At 44.6% G+C, this 20,089-nt stretch carries 16 protein-coding genes, 4 tRNA genes and 1 other annotated feature; of the genes, 12 read left to right on the top strand and 8 right to left on the bottom strand.

The window, feature by feature from the left end; translation table 11 throughout:
* Positions 1 to 9 precede the first annotated feature (9 nt).
* From trpD to R8N28_RS12940, 4 genes are all read right to left on the bottom strand, one after another.
* Complete coding sequence (gene trpD / locus R8N28_RS12955) at positions 10 to 1,020, bottom strand: anthranilate phosphoribosyltransferase (protein WP_017635721.1); 1,011 nt, start codon at positions 1,018 to 1,020, stop codon at positions 10 to 12.
* Between the two features lie 37 nt (positions 1,021 to 1,057).
* Positions 1,058 to 1,666 carry an aminodeoxychorismate/anthranilate synthase component II gene (locus tag R8N28_RS12950; RefSeq protein ID WP_005376785.1) on the bottom strand — a complete coding sequence of 203 codons (609 nt, stop codon included), beginning with the start codon at positions 1,664 to 1,666 and terminating at the stop codon, positions 1,058 to 1,060.
* A gap of 16 nt (positions 1,667 to 1,682) precedes the next feature.
* Positions 1,683 to 3,248, bottom strand: a complete 1,566-nt coding sequence (locus tag R8N28_RS12945) for an anthranilate synthase component 1 (RefSeq protein ID WP_065274672.1) — start codon at positions 3,246 to 3,248, stop codon at positions 1,683 to 1,685.
* A gap of 126 nt (positions 3,249 to 3,374) precedes the next feature.
* Positions 3,375 to 3,478: a sequence feature (Trp leader region), on the bottom strand.
* The gene (locus R8N28_RS12940; RefSeq protein ID WP_005376787.1) at positions 3,425 to 3,550 is read right to left on the bottom strand and encodes a trp operon leader peptide; all 126 of its coding nucleotides are present in this window, start codon (positions 3,548 to 3,550) and stop codon (positions 3,425 to 3,427) included. Its footprint overlaps the feature before it by 54 nt.
* 95 nt (positions 3,551 to 3,645) lie before the next feature.
* On the opposite strand from R8N28_RS12940, the gene rnm reads away from it, so the two are divergent.
* Together rnm and R8N28_RS12930 are read left to right on the top strand one after the other, a co-directional pair.
* On the top strand, positions 3,646 to 4,503 hold the full coding sequence (rnm, locus tag R8N28_RS12935; protein WP_005386777.1) for an RNase RNM: 858 nt from the start codon (positions 3,646 to 3,648) through the stop codon (positions 4,501 to 4,503).
* 59 nt (positions 4,504 to 4,562) lie between these two features.
* A complete protein-coding gene (locus R8N28_RS12930) occupies positions 4,563 to 5,183 on the top strand; it encodes an L-threonylcarbamoyladenylate synthase (protein ID WP_005376791.1) in 621 nt (206 codons plus the stop codon).
* 93 nt (positions 5,184 to 5,276) lie between these two features.
* Here the strand turns inward: R8N28_RS12930 and R8N28_RS12925 are convergent, their stop codons facing one another.
* Entirely contained in the window at positions 5,277 to 5,987 is a 711-nt protein-coding gene (locus R8N28_RS12925) for a calcium-binding protein (RefSeq protein ID WP_005376796.1), read from the bottom strand.
* Positions 5,988 to 6,552: 565 nt separating this feature from the next.
* Here R8N28_RS12925 and rluB point away from each other — a divergent pair.
* The gene (gene rluB / locus R8N28_RS12920; RefSeq protein ID WP_005376798.1) at positions 6,553 to 7,491 is read left to right on the top strand and encodes a 23S rRNA pseudouridine(2605) synthase RluB; all 939 of its coding nucleotides are present in this window, start codon (positions 6,553 to 6,555) and stop codon (positions 7,489 to 7,491) included.
* Between the two features lie 187 nt (positions 7,492 to 7,678).
* On the opposite strand, the gene R8N28_RS12915 is transcribed toward rluB, so the two are convergent.
* Together R8N28_RS12915 and yeiP are read right to left on the bottom strand one after the other, a co-directional pair.
* Positions 7,679 to 7,999, bottom strand: a complete 321-nt coding sequence (locus tag R8N28_RS12915) for an HI1450 family dsDNA-mimic protein (RefSeq protein WP_005376800.1) — start codon at positions 7,997 to 7,999, stop codon at positions 7,679 to 7,681.
* A gap of 2 nt (positions 8,000 to 8,001) precedes the next feature.
* The gene (yeiP, locus tag R8N28_RS12910) at positions 8,002 to 8,568 is read right to left on the bottom strand and encodes an elongation factor P-like protein YeiP (protein ID WP_005376801.1); all 567 of its coding nucleotides are present in this window, start codon (positions 8,566 to 8,568) and stop codon (positions 8,002 to 8,004) included.
* 194 nt (positions 8,569 to 8,762) lie between these two features.
* Between yeiP and R8N28_RS12905 the strand changes: the two genes are divergently transcribed.
* Positions 8,763 to 9,530, top strand: a complete 768-nt coding sequence (locus R8N28_RS12905) for a nucleotidyltransferase (protein WP_053306582.1) — start codon at positions 8,763 to 8,765, stop codon at positions 9,528 to 9,530.
* On the opposite strand, the gene R8N28_RS12900 is transcribed toward R8N28_RS12905, so the two are convergent.
* On the bottom strand, positions 9,527 to 11,890 hold the full coding sequence (locus R8N28_RS12900) for a DNA polymerase II (protein WP_017820476.1): 2,364 nt from the start codon (positions 11,888 to 11,890) through the stop codon (positions 9,527 to 9,529). The genes R8N28_RS12905 and R8N28_RS12900 overlap by 4 nt on opposite strands.
* Before the next feature lie 427 nt (positions 11,891 to 12,317).
* Between R8N28_RS12900 and uvrY the strand changes: the two genes are divergently transcribed.
* The 8 genes from uvrY to R8N28_RS12860 all read left to right on the top strand — a co-directional run bounded on the left by uvrY (position 12,318) and on the right by R8N28_RS12860 (position 20,077).
* Entirely contained in the window at positions 12,318 to 12,962 is a 645-nt protein-coding gene (gene uvrY, locus R8N28_RS12895; RefSeq protein ID WP_005386783.1) for a UvrY/SirA/GacA family response regulator transcription factor, read from the top strand.
* 1 nt (position 12,963) lies between these two features.
* Complete coding sequence (uvrC, locus tag R8N28_RS12890) at positions 12,964 to 14,796, top strand: excinuclease ABC subunit UvrC (protein WP_082240156.1); 1,833 nt, start codon at positions 12,964 to 12,966, stop codon at positions 14,794 to 14,796.
* Between the two features lie 46 nt (positions 14,797 to 14,842).
* Positions 14,843 to 15,400 carry a CDP-diacylglycerol--glycerol-3-phosphate 3-phosphatidyltransferase gene (gene pgsA, locus R8N28_RS12885; RefSeq protein ID WP_005394805.1) on the top strand — a complete coding sequence of 186 codons (558 nt, stop codon included), beginning with the start codon at positions 14,843 to 14,845 and terminating at the stop codon, positions 15,398 to 15,400.
* A 463-nt stretch (positions 15,401 to 15,863) separates the two neighbouring features.
* Positions 15,864 to 15,937: transfer RNA gene (locus R8N28_RS12880), tRNA-Cys, on the top strand.
* Positions 15,938 to 15,973: 36 nt separating this feature from the next.
* Positions 15,974 to 16,049, top strand: a tRNA-Gly gene (locus tag R8N28_RS12875).
* A 77-nt stretch (positions 16,050 to 16,126) separates the two neighbouring features.
* Positions 16,127 to 16,213 (top strand) — tRNA-Leu (locus R8N28_RS12870).
* A gap of 13 nt (positions 16,214 to 16,226) precedes the next feature.
* Positions 16,227 to 16,302, top strand: a tRNA-Gly gene (locus R8N28_RS12865).
* Positions 16,303 to 17,200: 898 nt separating this feature from the next.
* A complete protein-coding gene (locus R8N28_RS12860; protein WP_065274670.1) occupies positions 17,201 to 20,077 on the top strand; it encodes a pyridoxal phosphate-dependent class III aminotransferase in 2,877 nt (958 codons plus the stop codon).
* Positions 20,078 to 20,089: the final 12 nt, after the last annotated feature.

Below are 20,089 nucleotides of genomic sequence, written 5' to 3'. Positions count from 1 at the left end.
TGCAATTCCTTAAGCGTGTGCGGCAAGTTGTTGTACCAATTGGTACGCCTTGCCTGAATTCATTGCCTCAATCGCTTGTTGCGTGTTGGCTTTTAAATCTTCGTGGCCGAATAGACGCATTAGCAGAGCAACGTTCACCGCCACTGCGCCCAATTGTGCGTCTGTACCTTTACCCGTCAGAATATTGGTAATGATCGCTTTGTTTTCTTCAGGATCGCCACCTTTGATTGCTTCTAGTGGGTGCGCTTCTAGACCGAAGTCTGCAGGCGTTAATTTGTATTCTGTGATCTTACCGTCTTTGATTTCGGCAACGGTTGTTTCACCGTGAATTGCTACTTCGTCCAAACCACTGCCGTGTACTACAGCGGCGCGCTTCATACCCATTTGTAGCATGGTTTCTGCGATAGGACGAACCAGTTCTTCACTGTAAACGCCCATCAATTCGATGTTAGGACGAGCAGGGTTAATCAGTGGGCCAAGAATGTTAAAGATAGTGCGTGTTTTCATGGTTTGACGCACTGGCATCGCATGGCGCACACCACCGTGGTATTGAGGTGCAAATAGGAAAGCAACACCAATATCGTCTACCGCTTTGCGCGTATCTTCTGCGCTCATAGCTAGGTTGATACCAAATGAATCAAGAAGGTCAGAAGAACCCGATTTGCTTGAAACGCTGCGGTTGCCGTGTTTCGCTACTTTTAGACCACATGCTGCAGCAACAAACGCCGCAGTGGTTGAAATGTTGATGGTGTTGTGACCGTCGCCGCCAGTACCTACGATATCTGCGAAATCATAATCTGGACGAGGGAATGGGTTTGCATTTGCCAGCAGCGCTTTTGCCGCGCCTGCAATTTCATCCGGTGTTTCACCTTTGATTTTTAGTGCAGTCAGTGCTGACGCCATTAAAATTGGGTCTAGTTCACCACGGATAATGATGTCGAATAGCTGTTGGCTCTCTTCCTGAGTAAGCGATTCTTGCTCGTACAGTTTGGTAATAATAGGGTTGATGATTGCTTCCATATTTCCTCTCCTAAATTTCTTATGTGCCAAGTGCTATTTAAGCAGTGAGTGGGTTCGCTGAAGTTTGTTCTTCAAGTGCCCATTCAATGGCATTGGCCAACAGTGTTGCTCCGTAGGTCGTCATAATAGATTCCGGGTGGAACTGGAACCCGCAAACTTTATCTTCTTCATGTACAACAGACATTACCAAGTTATCCACTTCTGCTGTGATGGTTAGGCTCTCAGGAACCTTGGTCGCAACCAGCGAGTGGTAACGTGCAATTGCAAGTGGTGATGGTAGGTTTTGGTAAATCGCATGGTTTTGGTGCTCCATCATAGAGACCTTACCGTGAATGATTTCGCCCGCGCCAGCAACGGTGCCGCCGTATGCTTCAACAATCGCTTGGTGACCAAGACAAATACCAATCATTGGCACTTTGCCTTTCATACGTTGGATAAGCTCTGGCATTGAGCCTGCCTCTGACGGTGCGCCAGGACCTGGTGATAGCAGAACCACTGGGTTTTCAAGCTCGTTTACCGCTTGTTCGATGGTTTCTGCTGGGATGTTGTTTCGGTAAATCTTGACTGAGTAACCTAGCGAGCGGAACTGATCCACAAGGTTGTAGGTGAACGAGTCAAAGTTATCGATAAAAATGATATTAGCCATCTCTGAACCCTATTCCTTATTGTGACTTATGCGCTGCTTGGATAGCAGAGATTACCGCTTGTGCTTTGCCGCGCGTTTCGTCTGCTTCCGCTTGTGGATCAGAGTCGAACACCACGCCAGCACCAGCTTGAACTTGAGCAATGCCGTTCTCAACGTACGCTGAGCGGATCACGATACAGGTGTCGAGTGTGCCTTCACCAGTGAGGTAGCCAACAGCGCCGCCGTAGCTACCGCGTCGTGCGCCTTCTACATCGCGAATCAACTGCATGGCACGAATCTTAGGTGCGCCGGTGAGCGTACCCATGTTCATACATGCTTGGTATGCGTGCAGGGCGTCTAGGTCTTCACGCAGTTGACCAACCACACGAGACACCAAGTGCATTACGTGGCTGTAGCGGTCGACTTTTAGAAGGTCTGCTACGTGGCGAGTACCAGCTTGAGCAATACGAGCGACGTCGTTACGTGCCAAGTCAACCAACATCATGTGTTCTGCGTTTTCTTTCATGTCTGTGCGCAGTTCAAGTTCGATGCGGCTATCTAGGTCGAAATCAATCTCTCCATTCGGGCGTTTACCACGGCGACGTGTGCCTGCGATTGGGTAGATTTCAATTTGGTTGGTATCGGTTTCATACTTAAGCGCGCTTTCTGGTGATGCGCCAAACAGAGTGAACAGCTCATCTTGCATGTAGAACATGTAAGGGCTTGGGTTACTTTGTTTCAGTTCTTTATAAGCCGCCAGTGGAGAAGGACAAGGTAGAGTGAATCTACGAGACGGTACAACTTGGAATACATCGCCTTTCACTACGAACTCTTTTAAGTCGCGAACGGTTTGGCAGAAGTCTGCATCAGACACGCTAGGTTCTACCGTTACATCTGTTATTTGCTCTGCACTCGGCAACAGTTTTGGCGCTGCACACTGGGCGCTAATTTCTGCAATACGAGTCTCCAACGTTGTTTTCTCTGAACCATCAACAAACAACGTCGCTTGAAGCTGGCAAGATTCCGTTTGATGGTCGACAACAAGTAGTGTTTCCGCGACGTAGAAAACGTAATCTGGACACTGATTTGTTGCTTCGGCATTACCAAGCGGCTCAAAGTTTGCGACTAAGTCGTAGGCAAACAGACCACCAAGGAAAATTGCGTGTTTGTCTTGCTGTGAAATATCAAAACTATGCTGAACCAAACGCAGCGCATCGAAAGAAGAGGCTTCACGTAGGCGAGAGTCTTCATCTAACGTGTCGCATGGCTGGTTAAACTGCAAAGTTAGCGTTTCGCCATCGAACTTGCTCTCAACGTCACCACGGATGTTCTGGTTTAGGTGAGACAGTAGGTTTTTACCGTTATTGGTCAAGGCGTGCATGCTAACGGTATGGCCGAAGCAAACAATGCGAACCGCTGAATCTACGATCAGCAGGGATTTTAAATTTTGCTTTGAATCGATCTCAGCAGATTCCAGCAATAGGCTGTCAGTTTTGTTCTCACATAGTGTGTGGAACAAGCGAGTCGGGTCTTGAGTATAAGGGACGGAAGCCGTTAGCGCTTCAAGCTGTCCAAGTTTCTTAATTTCAATGGCCTTGTTCACAAGACCTCCTTGTAGCTGTTTAAATCTTCCTGCCGTACATAGTCGCATAAAGCAAACGTTCTCCCAATCTAGAGTTGGCTATATTCGATTAATGTTTAGGCAGTTGAATGTGAAATGAGCAACAAAACAAAAAAGCCCGCTTAAGTAGCGGGCTTTACAACGTTTGGTTCTATAAACTAGAAGTATACGTTTGCCCACCAAGAACTAGTCCAAGTGCGCCACCAAGCAAGATCTGATGAGTTTGCCTTATTAAGACAAACCGCAACTTTCGCTTTTTGGTTTTGGTTAAATTCTTGTAACATGGTGAACCTTAAATTACGTACTTTGTATTTGTGTACTAGTTAACTAGTGCGAGAGTAAAAAGTCAACCCCAAAACGGCATTAAAACGATAAAAATATGAGAATTGATTTACATAGTCACACCACTGCATCGGACGGTCGGTTAGAACCTAAAGATTTAGTGGAAAGGGCGCTGAGTTTTGATATCGAGGTTTTGGCGATCACTGATCACGATACGGTTGACGGTTTGGCGTTAGCTAAGCAATACGTTCAAGATAATAATTTGCCGATAAAAATCATCAATGGCATTGAGATATCGACCGTCTGGCAAAACAAAGACATTCATATTGTCGGCCTGAATATTGATCCGGAAAATGAACAATTATCTGCCCTCATAGAACAGCAGAAGCAGCATCGCATAACACGATCTGAGTTAATTGCAGAGCGACTACAAAAAGCAACTCGAGTAGGTGTGCTTGAAGAGGTAAGGCAAATCGCCGGTGATGCTCCAGTGACAAGAGCGCATTTCGCGAAATGGTTGGTAGATAATGGTTACGCAAAAACCATGCAAATGGTGTTTAAAAAATACCTAACGCGTAATAACCCAGGTTATGTACCACCGAATTGGTGTTCGATGAAGGATGCGGTTGATGCTATCCATGCGGCTGGTGGAATGGCGGTATTAGCGCATCCTGGCAGATATAAGTTGACAGCGAAGTGGATTAAGCGTCTTCTAGCAGCGTTTGTCGAAGCAGGTGGTGATGCGATGGAAGTTGCACAGCCACAGCAAGCGCAACAAGAAAGGCGCAACTTGGCTGATTATGCTATACAATACAAACTATTAGCCTCTCAAGGCAGTGATTTTCACTACCCATCACCGTGGATGGAGCTAGGAAGGAACCTATGGTTGCCTGCTGGCGTCGAACCAGTTTGGAAAGATTGGGGAATAGATCCTTCGTTGAATAATACTCAGTAATACGAAGTCGAGAACCCATAAAAATATAGAGCCGAGAGGCTCGATAATGAGGAATTACAATGAGCCAGTTTTTTTACGTTCACCCAGAAAACCCACAGGCTCGCTTGATTAATCAAGCAGTAGCAATCATTCGTAACGGCGGCGTTGTGGTTTACCCTACTGATTCAGGGTACGCACTTGGCTGTCAGTTGGAGAACAAACAGGCACTGGAACGAATCTGTCAGATTCGTCGTCTGGATGATAAGCATAACTTTACTTTACTGTGTCGTGATTTGTCGGAGCTTTCTCTCTATGCGCGAGTGGATAACTCTGCATTCCGACTGCTGAAAAATAACACACCAGGTCCTTACACCTTCATCTTCAAAGGCACAAAAGAAGTGCCGCGTCGTTTGATGAATGCAAAACGTAAGACCATCGGTATCCGTGTTCCAGACAATCAAATTGCCTTGGACTTGTTGGAAGCATTAGGTGAGCCGATGATGTCTACGTCGTTGATTCTACCTGGCAGTGACGTAACAGAATCTGATCCAGAGGATATTCGCGATAAACTAGAACATGCGGTTGATGTGATTCTTAATGGCGGTTACCTAGGTGAACAACCTACGACTGTAATTGACTTTAGCGAAGGTGAACCTGTTGTAGTGCGTTTAGGATCAGGTGATCCTGCACCATTCGAATAGTAGACGCACACCACCGTCAAACAAAATAGGAGGCATCGCGCCTCCTATTTTAGTTGTCATATCGAATATCTCATTGAACTTAACTGATTGAGGTTAAGCGAAATCGAAAATGTCGATACCATTTTGTTCTGCATAGTTGATGTATGCAGAGCTCACACCGTTTAGTGTCACTTCAACATTGTATTCATCACTTGAGAATACTGCCCAGCCACACTCATTGTAAGATAAAGTCAGATCATCCGCTGAATCCAAGAACGTATCTCGAATGCCATCGTTATCAGTGTCTCGGCCCATATCAAAGACAAGTTTGTCATGGAAAATATTAAAATCGACAATGTCGGCTTTGACATCAATATCGTTGGAAGATACTGGCTGATCAGGTACACCAATAGCCAGGCGGTTTGTAAGCACGAAGGTGTCGTCTCCACAGCCACCGCTCAGTACTGATTCACCATCACCAACAACGAGGGTGTCGTTACCCCAGCCACCACTCAAGTAGTTGTTGCCTGAATAATCAAAAATTGTGTCGTCGCCACAGCCACCAAAGAGTTTGTCGTTTCCTAATCCTCCGGATAGGAAATCGTTTCCAAAGCCGCCAGAAACAAAGTCGTTACCTCGGCCACCAAGCAAGGTATCATCTCCCCAGCCACCGAAGACAATATCATTACCTCCGTATCCTACAAACTTATCATCACCACAGAAGCCGAAGAAAATATCGGTTGTTTCAGAGCCTTTTGTGCCTGTCATATCGTCATCTTGAGATGTCCCAAAAATCCAATTTAGGTCGAGATTTAGCATAGACATTGTTCTATTCCTTTTTGTCTGATTTATGCCAATCGCCGAGAGTGCAGAGCGAACCTAGAGAGTCAGAGTACACGATAGCATTAGTGTTATTTTTGATGTGAACTAATGACTTAAAGACAATTTTTGTCTTGTTACCCACGACCTTGCTTTGCTATGAGCGCTCATTGTCTGCGGTGATTGGTATTACTTAGCAGCAAACAGGGACGGCTTATTCTTCGTTGCTTTCTAGCAATACGAACAGTAAACACACCCCAAGTGGTTATTGTTGTAACCCTGACAATTTTATCAGGTACCGCGTGGTTAAAGTGGTTCAGGAAGACCGATATTAGTGGGATTCTCGTTGAGCAATGCCTGCTTTAAGTAGTAAAAAAGTTGCAGAATAGGACAAATATTTCGGTCATTTTTGAAGTGAATTTTGGTGTGGAGAATGGCGCCGATTTAGCTTACATTAACTAAGAAAGTTACGTATAATGTCCGACCGAAAAATCCCACTGAAATGGGTAAATAGCAAAATACAGACCAATCCTGGTCTAGACGTCTGTGAAGACGACACATAGGTAGATAAATGAGCGAAAAGTTACAAAAAGTATTAGCACGTGCTGGTCACGGTTCTCGTCGTGAGATTGAATCGTTAATTAAATCTGGTCGCGTTAGCGTGAACGGTGTAGTCGCTAAGCTTGGTGAAAGACTTGAAGACGAGAGCAGCGTAGTTCGTATCGATGGTCACATTGTCTCTGCAAAGATTCAAGAAGAAGTGATTTGTCGTGTACTTGCGTACTACAAACCTGAGGGTGAACTGTGTACTCGTCACGATCCAGAAGGTCGTCGTACTGTTTTTGATCGTCTGCCAAAAATTCGTGGCTCTCGTTGGATTTCAGTTGGTCGTCTGGATGCGAACACTTCTGGTCTTCTACTTTTCACAACGGATGGTGAACTGGCGAACCGCTTAATGCACCCAAGCCGCCAAGTTGAACGTGAATACCTAGTACGTGTGTTCGGTGAAGTAACTGAACAGAAAGTTCGTAATCTAGTAAAAGGTGTTGAACTGGAAGACGGTTTAGCTCGCTTTGAAGATGTTGTTTACGCGGGTGGTGAAGGCATGAACCACACGTTTTACGTTGTTATCAACGAAGGTCGTAACCGCGAAGTTCGTCGACTATGGGAATCGCAAGAGTGTACCGTTAGCCGTCTGAAACGTGTTCGTTACGGCGACATCTTCTTAGACAAGAAACTGCCTCGTGGCGGTTGGATGGAGCTTGACCTGAAAGAAGTAAACTACTTGCGTGAGCTTGTAGAGCTTCGTCCAGAGAAAGAAACCATGCTTGATCTGAACAAAGACAACACGTCACGCAAACGTGAGCGTGCACGCAGCCAAAAAATTCGTCGCGCAGTTAAGCGCCATGAAGAGCGTGTTAACACGCCAAAAGGTCGCAGCAACAACCCTTCTCGTCGTAAGCCGAAGAAGACTGCTGGTGACCAAGGCGCACGCAACAAGCATCGTTAATCGATAGCAAAACATCAGAAAGGCTTGCCAATTCGGCAAGCCTTTTTCTTATCTGTTACATAACAAAAGGATCTAAAGCCTATATAGAGCAGGGTGCTTTGTATAAACATATATCTCAGCTAGACGAAAACAACAGATAAAAAAATACCAGCACTAGGCTGGTATCTTTGTTCATGATGAAGAAACGTTAATCGCGTTTCCAAAGCATATGGCAGAACTTATGTTCAGGGTCTCGGCTGATTAGCATACGAGCAAATACGTCATCAAGAACGTCATTTTCCTCATTTACTAGGCCGATACGAACCTCTGCATATACTTCTTTGTCGATCTCGAAGCCAACATGTTCAACCCAGTCATCACCGGTTTCAACAAGTTCTGCGGCACCACGATCTTCAAATTGCGCAGTAAACAGAATCACGTCAGCAGGCTCTAGGTTATCTGGAGCCATCTCAAGGAAAATGTCGTACGCTGCGTCGATGACGTCGTCGTAAGAAATCAAATCAGACATGCTTATGCTCGGCTCATGTATTTACGTTCAGCTGTGTTAATGATAACACGGTCACCAGTTGCAATGTACTCAGGAACCTGGATGACAAGACCTGAAGCGAAGCGTGCTGGCTTAGTGCGAGCAGATGCAGAAGCACCTTTGATTGAAGGGTCAGTTTCTTCAATCACTAGCTCAACAGAAGATGGTAGTTCAATACCCACTGCAGCACCGTTAACAAGGATAATGTGGATACCTTGTGTATCTTCGTTGATGAACAGCATGTCGTCTTCAACTTCATTGTGCTTGAATGTGTATTGTGAGTAGTCTTCGTTATCCATGAAGATGTGCTCATCGCCGTCAGCGTATGAGTACACAACTGCACGTTTGTTCATTTCTACCGTTTCAACAACGTCATCAGACTTGTAACGCTCATCTACACGTGCGCCCGTGTTTAGATCTGTACAACGCATTTTGTAGATTTTAGCGCCGCCACGACCGCCTGGAGTCGTTACTTCGATGTCTTTAACTAGAAGAGTTTTACCATTAGACTCGATTGCGAAGCCTTTTTTGATTTCACTTGCCTTTGGCATTGTATATTCCTATTCATACTTATTAAGCAAAACTAGGTGATTATAGCGCTAAGTTAGCCGCCTAGCATTAAAATTCATTGCAGAAATTTGTTGTTACTCCCATGACTAAACACCTGAATGGACTTGATTCAGTGAGTCGGCTAAGAGAACATATAGTCCAACTTCTTGAACCATCTGAGAACACGTTTTAAGTCATGTCTCTGCCTGTTATCGATCCTAAACAACCATTTCAACCAGAGTTTGCGCCTTTAATTAGGGAAGTCATCGCTTGTCTCAAAGGTGGACTGGGGCAAAACTTACACAGCGTTTATGTATACGGTAGTGTTGCTCGTAAAACAGCGATCGTTGGGAGGTCGAACTTAGACCTGGTTGTCGTTACTCAATCATCCTTTGAGCACAATCGCGCGACTTTGCTCAACACAATTAAGTGGCGTGCGCAGCAGAGTTACCCTCACGTGAATGGTGTATCGGTCCGTACAGCCTTAGTGAGCGAAGTAGCTAATTTAGACAGTATTTTCACTTGGGGTTTTATGCTTAAGCATTGCTGTGTCTGTGTTTATGGTGATGATCTAGCAGACTGTTTTGGTGATTACGTCCCAAGTTGGGAAATTGCTAAGCACTGGAATATGGATGTGGAAGATTGGATTACGGTGTATCGCAAAAAAATCGTACAAGCGAAGACGATAGAAGAGCAGGTGGCCGCCCAGCGCGTGATTGCAAAAAAGTTACTAAGAGCGTCATACTCTTTGGTGATGTATCGAGATAAACGTTGGTTTGATGACCCTATACAATGTGGCAAGGTATTCTTAACTTATCATCCTGAAAAGCAGCTTGAGATCGAGCGGCTAGAAATTTTACTTTCTGGCCGGGGTATTCCCAAGCGTTCTGTTATCGGGCTAATTGATGCGTTTGGTGATTGGTTAGTCAAACAGTACCAGAAAACAGAGTTTCGTATCGGCTAAAACAACCCCATTTGTGGCGCTGAAAGCCTGTCAAAGTCCGTCCCAATGAAAGGGAGAATCGCATCCGCAACGGGTTTGAGTTGTTTATCAATGTAATGTTGATAATCAATCGGGCTATTGAGGTACTCATAAGGTTCAGGGCCGTTCACGGTAATAATGTATTCAATTCGCCCTTTGTTTTGATACTGTAATGGGCGGCCAAGCTTGGCATTTATCTCATCGGCTAAACGAGCTGCACGCACTTGTGGCGGGACGTTCTTCTGATACTCATGCAGTTTTCTTCGCAGTCGCTTTTGATACACCAACTGTTCATCAAATTCACCGTTGTTAGTTTTCTCAACCATCTCTCGGACATAGTCGCTTGGATCTTCACCATGGAAAATCATGCTATAGAGTGTATTTTGAAATTTCTGTGCTAACGAGGTCCAGTCAGTACGGGCACTTTCTAACCCTTTAAATACAATCCGTTCTTGCTCTCCTTCACCGATTAAACCCGCATAGCGCTTTTTCGAGCCAGTTTCTGCGCCACGAATCGTTGGCATAAGGAATCTGCGATAATGGGTTTCATACTCGATTTCCAACATAGATGTTAGGTTGTACTCAGAACGCAGGTGTTCTTGCCACCAAGAGTTGATGTAATCAACTAATTGATTTCCAACAGCGTCAGCTTCTACTTGACTGTATGGTCGATTCAACGACACGAATGTGGAATCCGTATCGCCGTAAATCACTTGATATCCTTGCTCCTCAATCAGCACCTTAGTTTGCTTCATGATTTCATGTCCGCGCATGGTAATACTAGAAGCTAACCGAGTATCAAAGAAACGACATCCCGATGAGCCCAGTACGCCATAAAAGGAGTTCATGATGATTTTGATTGCCTGAGAAAAAGCTTTTTCATTGTTCTTCTTTGCCACATCACGTGCTGCCCAAAGCTTTTCAATCATTTCTGGTAAAAAGTGTTTCGTACGATGGAACTGCCCACCGCGAAAGCCAGGTACAGCCTGATTTTCTTCTTTTCCAATATCGAGCAATAACCCCTCAACTAAACCCATAGGATCAATCAAGAAAGAGCGAATAATCGATGGATATAGACTCTTAAAATCCAATACTAAAACAGAATCATATAGGTTAGGGATGGAGTCCATCACGTAACCGCCGGGGCTGGCAATCCAATTTTCAGGGTGTAGGTTCGGAGCAACGTAGCCTGCTCGGTGTATCTGAGGCATGTATAGGTTTGTGAATGCTGCAACCGAACCGCCGACACGATCCAGTTCGACACCAGTGAGACGAGAGCGCTCTATTGCAAAGTCGAGCAGGTGAGTGTGATTGAAAATCTTATTCACTAACACGCAGTCTTGTAAATTATATTTAGCCAGCGATGGTTTGTCGGAGCGGTACATACGATTGATCTCATCCATGCGGTCATGAACGTTGTGGATTTCTTTCCCTTCCCCTAAGAGTTCTTGAGATACAGACTCTAATGACCAAGACCGAAAGTGATAAGTCGCCGTTTTTAACGTATCGATACCGTCCATTACAACTCGCCCTGGAATGGAAATAAACCCTTGTTGGCTTTGAGATGAACTTCTGAAAAAGCTGGCTTGGTCTGCTCTACCAAGCATTAGCTTCATGTTGTGCCATTCTGCTCGTTTGTGTAGCAGACGAAAGTCAAAATCAATGACGTTCCAACCGACAATGACATCGGGGTCGAATTGTTTAAACCAAACGATGAGTGCTTCTAGAAGCGCTTTTTCATCCTTAACCCATTGTATCGGTGTCTCCGAAGGTTCTGGTTCTCCGATCATGATAACGCGGGAATCCATGATGCTGTCTAATCCGATTGAGTAAAGAATGCCTTTCTCAGAGCATTCTAGATCTAACGAGACAACGTTTAACTTCGGCTCATATTGCCCCGCACGGCATTTTGCGCTCTGGACGCGTTGGTAGCCATTGGTGCGAGTCACATTGCCTGTAAACTCGATACTGCCTTTGATAAAACGTTCCATTAGGTAGCGATCGGCGAGGCGAATATCACTTTCATACGTAGTGATATCTTTTTGAGCGAATGTGTCTTTGAGTGCGAGAGCGTCTCTGGTTACATTGGTATAGCAGGCAGCAAGAGGCGTATGTTCAAACGTTTTGAGATCCAAAAGGCGGATGTCGACGAATATGTTTTTTTCTCGTGCGAGTGTCTTTGCTTGCTCTGAGTGTTTCTGAGCGATGAAAAATACTGGCTTCTCACCATTAATAAGTAACTGAGTAGGACCTGCTTCTGTCGAAAGCCACAGCTCGATTTGAGTTTGACCTTTGATGTCTCGTGCCTGTCGAGTTAGCAGGAAGCCTTGTTGAATATTCAAATGTGAGAAACCTTAGAAAACTTGAAGAACGTTAGTTTAACACTAAGAACTGTAAAAATAACCAGTAAAGAAAGCGTCTCAAATTTTTGCTGGAATTAGTGATTATAAGTTAGTCTTTGGTGCAAGAGGGACAGTGTCATTTTAAGTTATAGCGTGTTTCTCTGGGCAATATGAAACCTAGTTACTTGATTTATTGTACTTAATGTTGTTAATTGTCTTTTCTTAGATTTCGGTTCTGCTCATCACGCTCTAAAATAATAGAGTGGTTTATGAATAAGTTCTTGCTAAAGTTTGCGTTTCAGCACATATTCATAGAAAGCAATTTTTTGTCGATTACGTTAGTATATAGGCAGTCATACTGATATCCACATTTAACAAATAATGGTTATGTGGGTGCAGAACCAATACAAAGTGTGGAGATACAAGTTTGATAAATGTTTTCCTTGTAGATGATCACGAGCTGGTTCGCACAGGGATACGACGTATTATTGAAGACGTCCGTGGAATGAACGTAGCAGGAGAAGCTGACAGCGGTGAAGATGCAGTAAAATGGTGTCGCAGTAATCATGCTGACGTCGTTTTAATGGACATGAACATGCCAGGAATTGGTGGCTTGGAAGCCACTAAAAAAATTCTTCGCGTGAATCCTGATGTGAAAATCATCGTACTTACCGTTCATACAGAAAACCCGTTTCCAACCAAGGTGATGCAGGCAGGTGCGTCTGGTTATTTAACCAAAGGTGCTGGCCCTGACGAAATGGTGAATGCGATTCGTGTAGTTAATAGTGGTCAGCGTTACATCTCACCAGAGATTGCGCAGCAGATGGCATTGAGTCAATTTTCTCCAGCCTCTGAGAACCCTTTTAAAGACTTATCCGAGCGTGAATTGCAGATCATGCTTATGATCACCAAAGGCCAAAAGGTAACGGATATTTCTGAGCAACTTAATTTAAGTCCAAAGACAGTCAACAGCTATCGGTACCGACTCTTTAGTAAATTGGACATTAATGGTGACGTTGAGTTAACTCACTTAGCGATTCGCCACGGAATGCTGGACACCGAGACCCTTTAGCGTGAATCCTCCTTTCGATTCGGCTTCCTTTCTCAAGACAGTAACTCATCAGCCCGGCGTTTACAGAATGTACAACGCCGAAGCTGTTGTAATCTACGTAGGTAAAGCCAAAGACCTTAAAAAGCGCCTTTCAAGCTACTTTCGAAAAAAAGTAGACAGTGAGAAAACTCGCGCGCTTGTCAGTAATATCGCCAAAATAGACGTCACGGTGACTCACACTGAGACAGAAGCGCTGATCTTAGAGCATAACTACATCAAGCAGTATTTGCCGAAATACAATGTGTTGCTGCGAGATGATAAGTCTTACCCTTATATCTTTATTAGCGGTCATAAGCACCCACGGCTTTCTATCCACCGTGGCGCCAAGAAGCGCAAAGGTGAATATTTTGGCCCCTACCCAGATTCTGGTGCAGTAAGAGAAACATTGCATTTGCTGCAAAAGATATTTCCTGTGCGCCAGTGTGAAGACACTGTCTATTCTAACCGAACGCGCCCATGTTTGATGTACCAAATTGGTCGCTGTGCAGGACCATGCGTTAATACCATCATTTCTGATGAAGAATATGCAGAGTTGGTTGGCTTTGTGCGAATGTTTTTGCAAGGCAAAGATCAGCAAGTACTCAAACAACTGATCGAGAAAATGGAAGTTGCCAGTCAGCAATTGCGCTTTGAAGATGCCGCTAAATTTCGCGATCAAATCCAAGCGATTAGGCGTGTTCAAGAGCAGCAGTACGTCTCAGAAGACAGCATGGATGATATGGATGTACTCGGGTTTGCTCAGGAGAATGGTATCGCGTGTATCCATATCCTGATGATACGCCAAGGCAAAGTGCTTGGTAGCCGTAGCCATTTTCCGAAAATCCCACAAAATACAAGCCAGCAGGAAGTGTTCGATAGTTTTCTGACTCAATACTATTTGAGCCATAACGAAGCACGTACAATTCCTTCTCGTATTATTTTGAATCAAGAGTTGGCAGAAGATATTGCGCCAATACAGAAAGCGTTAAGTGAAGTGGCAGGCCGTAAGGTTCATTTTCATACGTCGCCAACTGGCTCTCGAGCAAGGTATCTCAAGCTTTCGAACACGAATGCACTAACGGCGATTACCACCAAAATCAATCACAAAATGACGATTAATCAGCGTTTTCATGCGCTTCGCGAAACATTGAATTTGGAGTCTATAGCTCGAATGGAATGTTTTGATATCTCCCATACGATGGGGGAAAGCACGATTGCGTCATGTGTGGTGTTCAACAATGAAGGCCCCGTTAAGCAAGAGTATCGTCGCTACAACATTACTGGGATTACCGGTGGTGATGATTACGCAGCAATGGGACAAGCGTTGGAGCGCCGTTATTCGAAGCAATTGGACGTAGAGAAAATTCCCGACATCATCTTTATCGATGGCGGTAAAGGTCAGTTAAATCGTGCGCATGACATCATTTCGCAGTACTGGGGGGATTGGCCAAAGCGTCCTATCATGATTGGTATTGCAAAAGGCGTTACTCGCAAACCAGGTTTAGAAACGCTGATTACAGTCGATGGGGAAGAGTTTCATTTACCAAGCGATGCTCCTGCGCTGCATCTTATCCAACATATTCGTGATGAAAGCCATAACCATGCTATAGCGGGGCACCGTGCTAAGCGAGGTAAAACCAGACGTACGAGTGCACTCGAAGGGATTGAGGGAATCGGCCCTAAACGACGTCAGGCGTTACTCAAGTACATGGGTGGGTTACAAGAACTTAAACGTGCAAGTGTCGAAGAAATCGCCAAAGTACCGGGAATAAGTCACTCTTTAGCAGAAATTATTTTCCAAGCATTGAAACAATAAGGAAAATCGCGCAACATTAAGCCGCAATGTGTAAGAGAATAATAAAATGCGTTTGAATATCCCGAACATTCTGTCTCTTCTTAGACTGTTCCTAATCCCTGTTTTTGTGGTTGTCTTTTATCTACCTTATTCATGGGCACCGTTTGCAGCAGCAATGGTGTTTTGGGTAGCGGGTTTTACTGACTGGCTTGACGGCATGTTGGCCCGTAAACTTGGCCAAACTTCTCGTTTTGGCGCGTTTATTGATCCTGTCGCTGATAAAGTGCTAGTGGCAACGGCATTGATTCTAATCACGGAACATTATCATTCAATTTGGGTGACCATTCCTGCGGTAACGATGATTGCGCGAGAAATCATTATCTCAGCATTGCGAGAATGGATGGCTGAAATCGGTAAGCGAGCGAGTGTTGCGGTATCTTGGGTTGGCAAAGTAAAAACTGTTTCGCAAATGTTCGCCTTATGGGTGTTGATATGGCGTTACGATGAATGGATGGTTTGGCTAGGCTTTGCGGCCTTATATGTGGCAACTTTCTTGACATATTGGTCAATGATTCAATATTTGGCTGCTGCGAAAGACGATCTGTTGAATGAAGAGCACCATTAAATTCTGATGTTAGAAAGCAGGCTTAATAGCCTGCTTTTTTGTATCTAAGACAATCTACAGCATTTTTTGGCTTCTCTCGCTTTTCAATGCTTGCTAACGGCCATGTTTGCAATTTGTATCTGGAGCTTTTGCTTCGATAGAGTTCTATTTGTGATCTAAGTCTTGTTTTTGTCCTTGGAGAGTCTTAGAGAGGCGAGTCTTCTGATTATTAATACTTCAATGCACGCAACGCACGGCCAGCAGCGTAAGGCGTAGCCAAAGTTTTATGATAAACAAGTGTATTTAAGCGATTTTTAGTATTAAAACTAAGCAATCCATCGTCTTTCGCACAAATTCTAGTCAAACGATTTAAAAAAATAAAAATAGTGTTGACTCGATCGCTCGAATCCGTAGAATGCATCCCGTACCCAAGAGAGCACGGCTCGAAAGGGTGGTGAAAAAGCTTAGCTTTATTCACAAATGAGGCGCCTTGGCAGAGTGGCTATGCAGCGGATTGCAAATCCGTGGACCTCGGTTCGACTCCGGGAGGCGCCTCCATTATTCTTTTGAGAGCGAATGGCTTTCGAGAAAAATGCGACACTAGCTCAGTTGGTAGAGCGCAACCTTGCCAAGGTTGAGGTCACGAGTTCGAACCTCGTGTGTCGCTCCAAATTTTATTGATATGGCATTGGCGATATCAGATGGTGTTTTACTTTTCTGTAAAGGCATCACAAAGAATATTTGTGTGCCCTGGTGGTGGAATTGGTAGACACAAGGGATTTAAAATCCCTCGACGTTCGCGTTGTGCCGGTTCAAGTCCGGCCCGGGGCACCATCTCATATTAAATGCGACACTAGCTCAGTTGGTAGAGCGCAACCTTGCCAAGGTTGAGGTCACGAGTTCGAACCTCGTGTGTCGCTCCAGATTTAAGGCCTAACATGAAAATGTTAGGCCTTTTTCGTATTTTTTTGAAAATCTCAAACTTCTTTTCTGTCACAGACTTCGTTAAGTAACGAACCCTTTGTCTCATTGACTCAAGTGATTGTTCATTCTGCCATTGCAAAGCATCTTAGCCATTCCTACTAGTCTATGTTTAAACCATCACTTGTGGAGAATAACCACTCTTGATCCAGGCAAAGCTGTGACGAGAATGCTATCTTTTTAAATGTTCCGGATATAGAAAGGAATGTTTTACGATTAAGCAGCACAACCTTAAACCTCTGTTGGATGAGGTGATGATATCTCAAGAATATTTGTTTAAATAACAGCTGTTTGAGAGAAGCAGAAAAGCATAGCTCACGACTATGAGCACGACAGTTGCGATGGGGTATGTTTTGTTGTGATTTACATCACTGTTACTAATATGAAAAATCGTTGCCAGAAGATTTTATTTTGTGATAAATTCGCGCGCAATCTCGGAGCGTAATTAACAACGTTTGATCTCTGGGGGATACGCGTAGTGACCATTCAAGCTGATTGTGACACTGCGTAGGGTAGGTATCGGCAAAGCCTTTTGTCGATAGACGGGATACTAATGCTGTAAACGCGGCATATTAATGGGAAACCCAACATTGAAACCTTTGAATAAACACACACTAATCAGCTTCATACTGCCGAAATGTCCTGTTTTACAAAACGGGTGCATTACAGAACCTTGATTAATCCCTTTTACATATAAAGTCGCGAGTATCGTGGCGGATGATCTGTATTTGTCATTTATGCACTGACAAATGCGGAGGGGTATTCACACCTCCTGTAATTTCATTCTAATGATTATTAATACAGGATACAGAATTATTATAATTCAAGGGATTATGTAGTATGAGCACTGCCTTTGAAGTCGATAGCAATATCGCAAACATTTTTTCGTCTCAGGTTCCTATCGTTGAGGGAACGTATGACTTAACGCCAGATCAAGTATTGATTGATCAGGCTGAGCATGAATCTGAAGTACGTTCTTATCCACGTCGTTTGCCGATCGCAATTAAACAAGCCTTTGGGTGCTTGGTTGAAGATACGCGTGGACAGATCTTTCTAGACTGCCTTGCGGGGGCTGGCACTCTAGCTTTGGGGTATAACCATCCTGAAATAAACCAAGCTCTGAAAGAGCAATTAGATTCAGGACTGCCATATCAGACGCTAGATATTGCAACATCAGCAAAAACGACGTTTATTCAATCTGTTAAGTCTTTTCTTCCTCAAGAGTTAAGCGAGAACAGCGTTATCCAATTTTGCGGCCCGTCTGGAGCTGATGCGGTTGAAGCTGCTATCAAGCTCGCGAAACAGACTACCGGTCGCAACACTATGTTTGCCTTCCGTGGCGCATACCATGGTATGACTAATGGTACGATGGGGATGATGGGTAACTTAGGCACCAAAGCTCGTCGAACTGGTTTGATGTCGGATGTGCACTTTATGCCTTTCCCATACAACCTGCGTTGTCCTTTTGGGCTTGGCGGTGATGAAGGTGCAAAAGCAAGTATTCGCTATATCGATCGTCTTTTAAACGATGATGAGTCAGGCATTATGAAGCCTGCCGCGATTATCGTGGAGCCAGTGCAAGGTGAGGGTGGTGTTGTTCCTGCGCCAGCATTCTGGCTACGAGAGTTACGTCGTATTTGTGATGAACACGGTATCTTACTGATCTTCGATGAGATCCAGTGTGGTGTTGGTAAAACTGGCTACAATTTCGCGTTCGAAGAGTCGGGCATTGTTCCAGATATTCTGTGTTTATCAAAAGCAATTGGCGGTGGATTACCAATGTCGCTATTGGTTATCAACAAGCAACATGATACATGGAAGCCGGGCGAGCACACAGGTACATTTCGTGGTAACCAGCTAGCCATGGTCTCTGGTGCGAAAGCATTAGAAATTATCCAGCGTGATAATCTTGTTGAGCATGCCAATATTGCGGGTCAGTACTTGCGCTACGGCCTTGAAAGTATTCAAAAGCGTGTGAACTGTATCGCAGAGGTTCGTGGCAAAGGTTTGATGCTAGGCGTGGAGATTAAAACTCCAAACGGTGAGCTCAATAAATTTGGTGAACCTCAAGCGGATAGTGAACTCACACTTTCTATTCAACGCGCAGCACTCGAGCGTGGCTTGATCGTTGAGAAAGGTGGACGCGAAGGCGCAGTAATTCGTTTCCTTCCTCCTCTTATCATCTCGTTTGAGCAAATCGACTTTGCTTTACGTGTATTTGAAGACGCGATTTTAGCCGCTGGCGGTAGTCACATCGAAACTCAGCCACAAGATGAATGGAAGAAGCATTTCATCCACACTGGAGAGATGGGCAGCAATGAATTTGCTTCGGTGATGAATCACACTACTACGGCAATGAAGTCAGTGTTTGAACAAGTGACTGCACCGTATTCAGGTGTGGATCCAAAAGCATTGGAAGCAGCGATTCACGACGTTGATCTTGATAATGGAAATGCGCCTCTTAAATCCGTTATCGACGATGCTGCTGATCTGGTCGCGAAAAACGCAATTTTTACTCAACATCCAGATTGTATTGCTCACCTGCATACTCCACCGTTGATGCCAGCGATTGCGGCAGAGGCAATGATTGCGGCTTTGAACCAGTCGATGGACTCATGGGATCAAGCTTCATCAGCGACTTATGTTGAACAGAAAGTTGTGAACTGGCTATGCGATAAATATGAGTTAGGTGAAAAAGCGGACGGTATCTTCACGAGCGGCGGCACGCAAAGTAACCAAATGGGTTTGATGCTTGCGCGAGATTGGATTGCTGACAAACTCAGTGCACACTCAATTCAAAAGCTTGGCCTTCCTGAATACGCAGACAAGCTACGTATTGTATGTTCGAAAAAATCCCACTTCACGGTTCAAAAATCAGCGTCTTGGATGGGATTGGGTGAAAAAGCGGTCATGACCGTCGATGCTAATGCCGATGGAACGATGGATGTCACTAAGTTAGACGAAGTTCTCAATCAGGCCAAAGCAGAAGGTTTAATCCCATTTGCCATTGTTGGCACAGCGGGTACAACGGATCACGGTGCTATTGATGACTTAGACTTTATCGCCGATATGGCAGCGAAACATGACATGTGGATGCACGTCGACGGTGCATACGGTGGAGCTCTGATTCTAAGTAGCCAAAAAACACGTCTGAAAGGTTGTGAGCGTGCACATTCCATCAGCGTAGACTTCCATAAGCTGTTTTACCAAACCATCAGTTGTGGTGCGCTATTGGTAAACGACAAGTCTAACTTTAAATTCCTGCTTCACCATGCAGACTACTTGAACCGCGAACACGACGAACTACCGAACTTGGTGGATAAGTCTATTGCGACAACTAAGCGTTTTGATGCGCTCAAAGTGTTTATGACGATGCAAAGCGTAGGGCCAAAAGCACTAGGCGATATGTATGATCATTTGCTTGAACAGACGCTTGAAGTGGCGGACATGATTCGAGATAACAAACACTTTGAGTTGTTGGCTGAACCATCACTATCTACGGTTCTGTTCCGAGCGACACATGAATCAGCGGATCTTGATGAACTGAACAAAACGTTGCGCTTAGAAGCGTTAACACGCGGTATCGCGGTATTGGGTGAAACCATTGTCGACGATAAAACTGCATTGAAATTTACGATTTTGAACCCGTGTCTGACGACGGCGGACTTTGAATCTTTGCTCTCAAAAATCAATACGCTAGCGGCAGAGCTAGTTTAACAAAGGTAACGG

It is taken from the genome of Vibrio sp. Vb1554, assembly GCF_033344235.1.
This window is presented reverse-complemented; position numbering and strand designations above follow the sequence as displayed.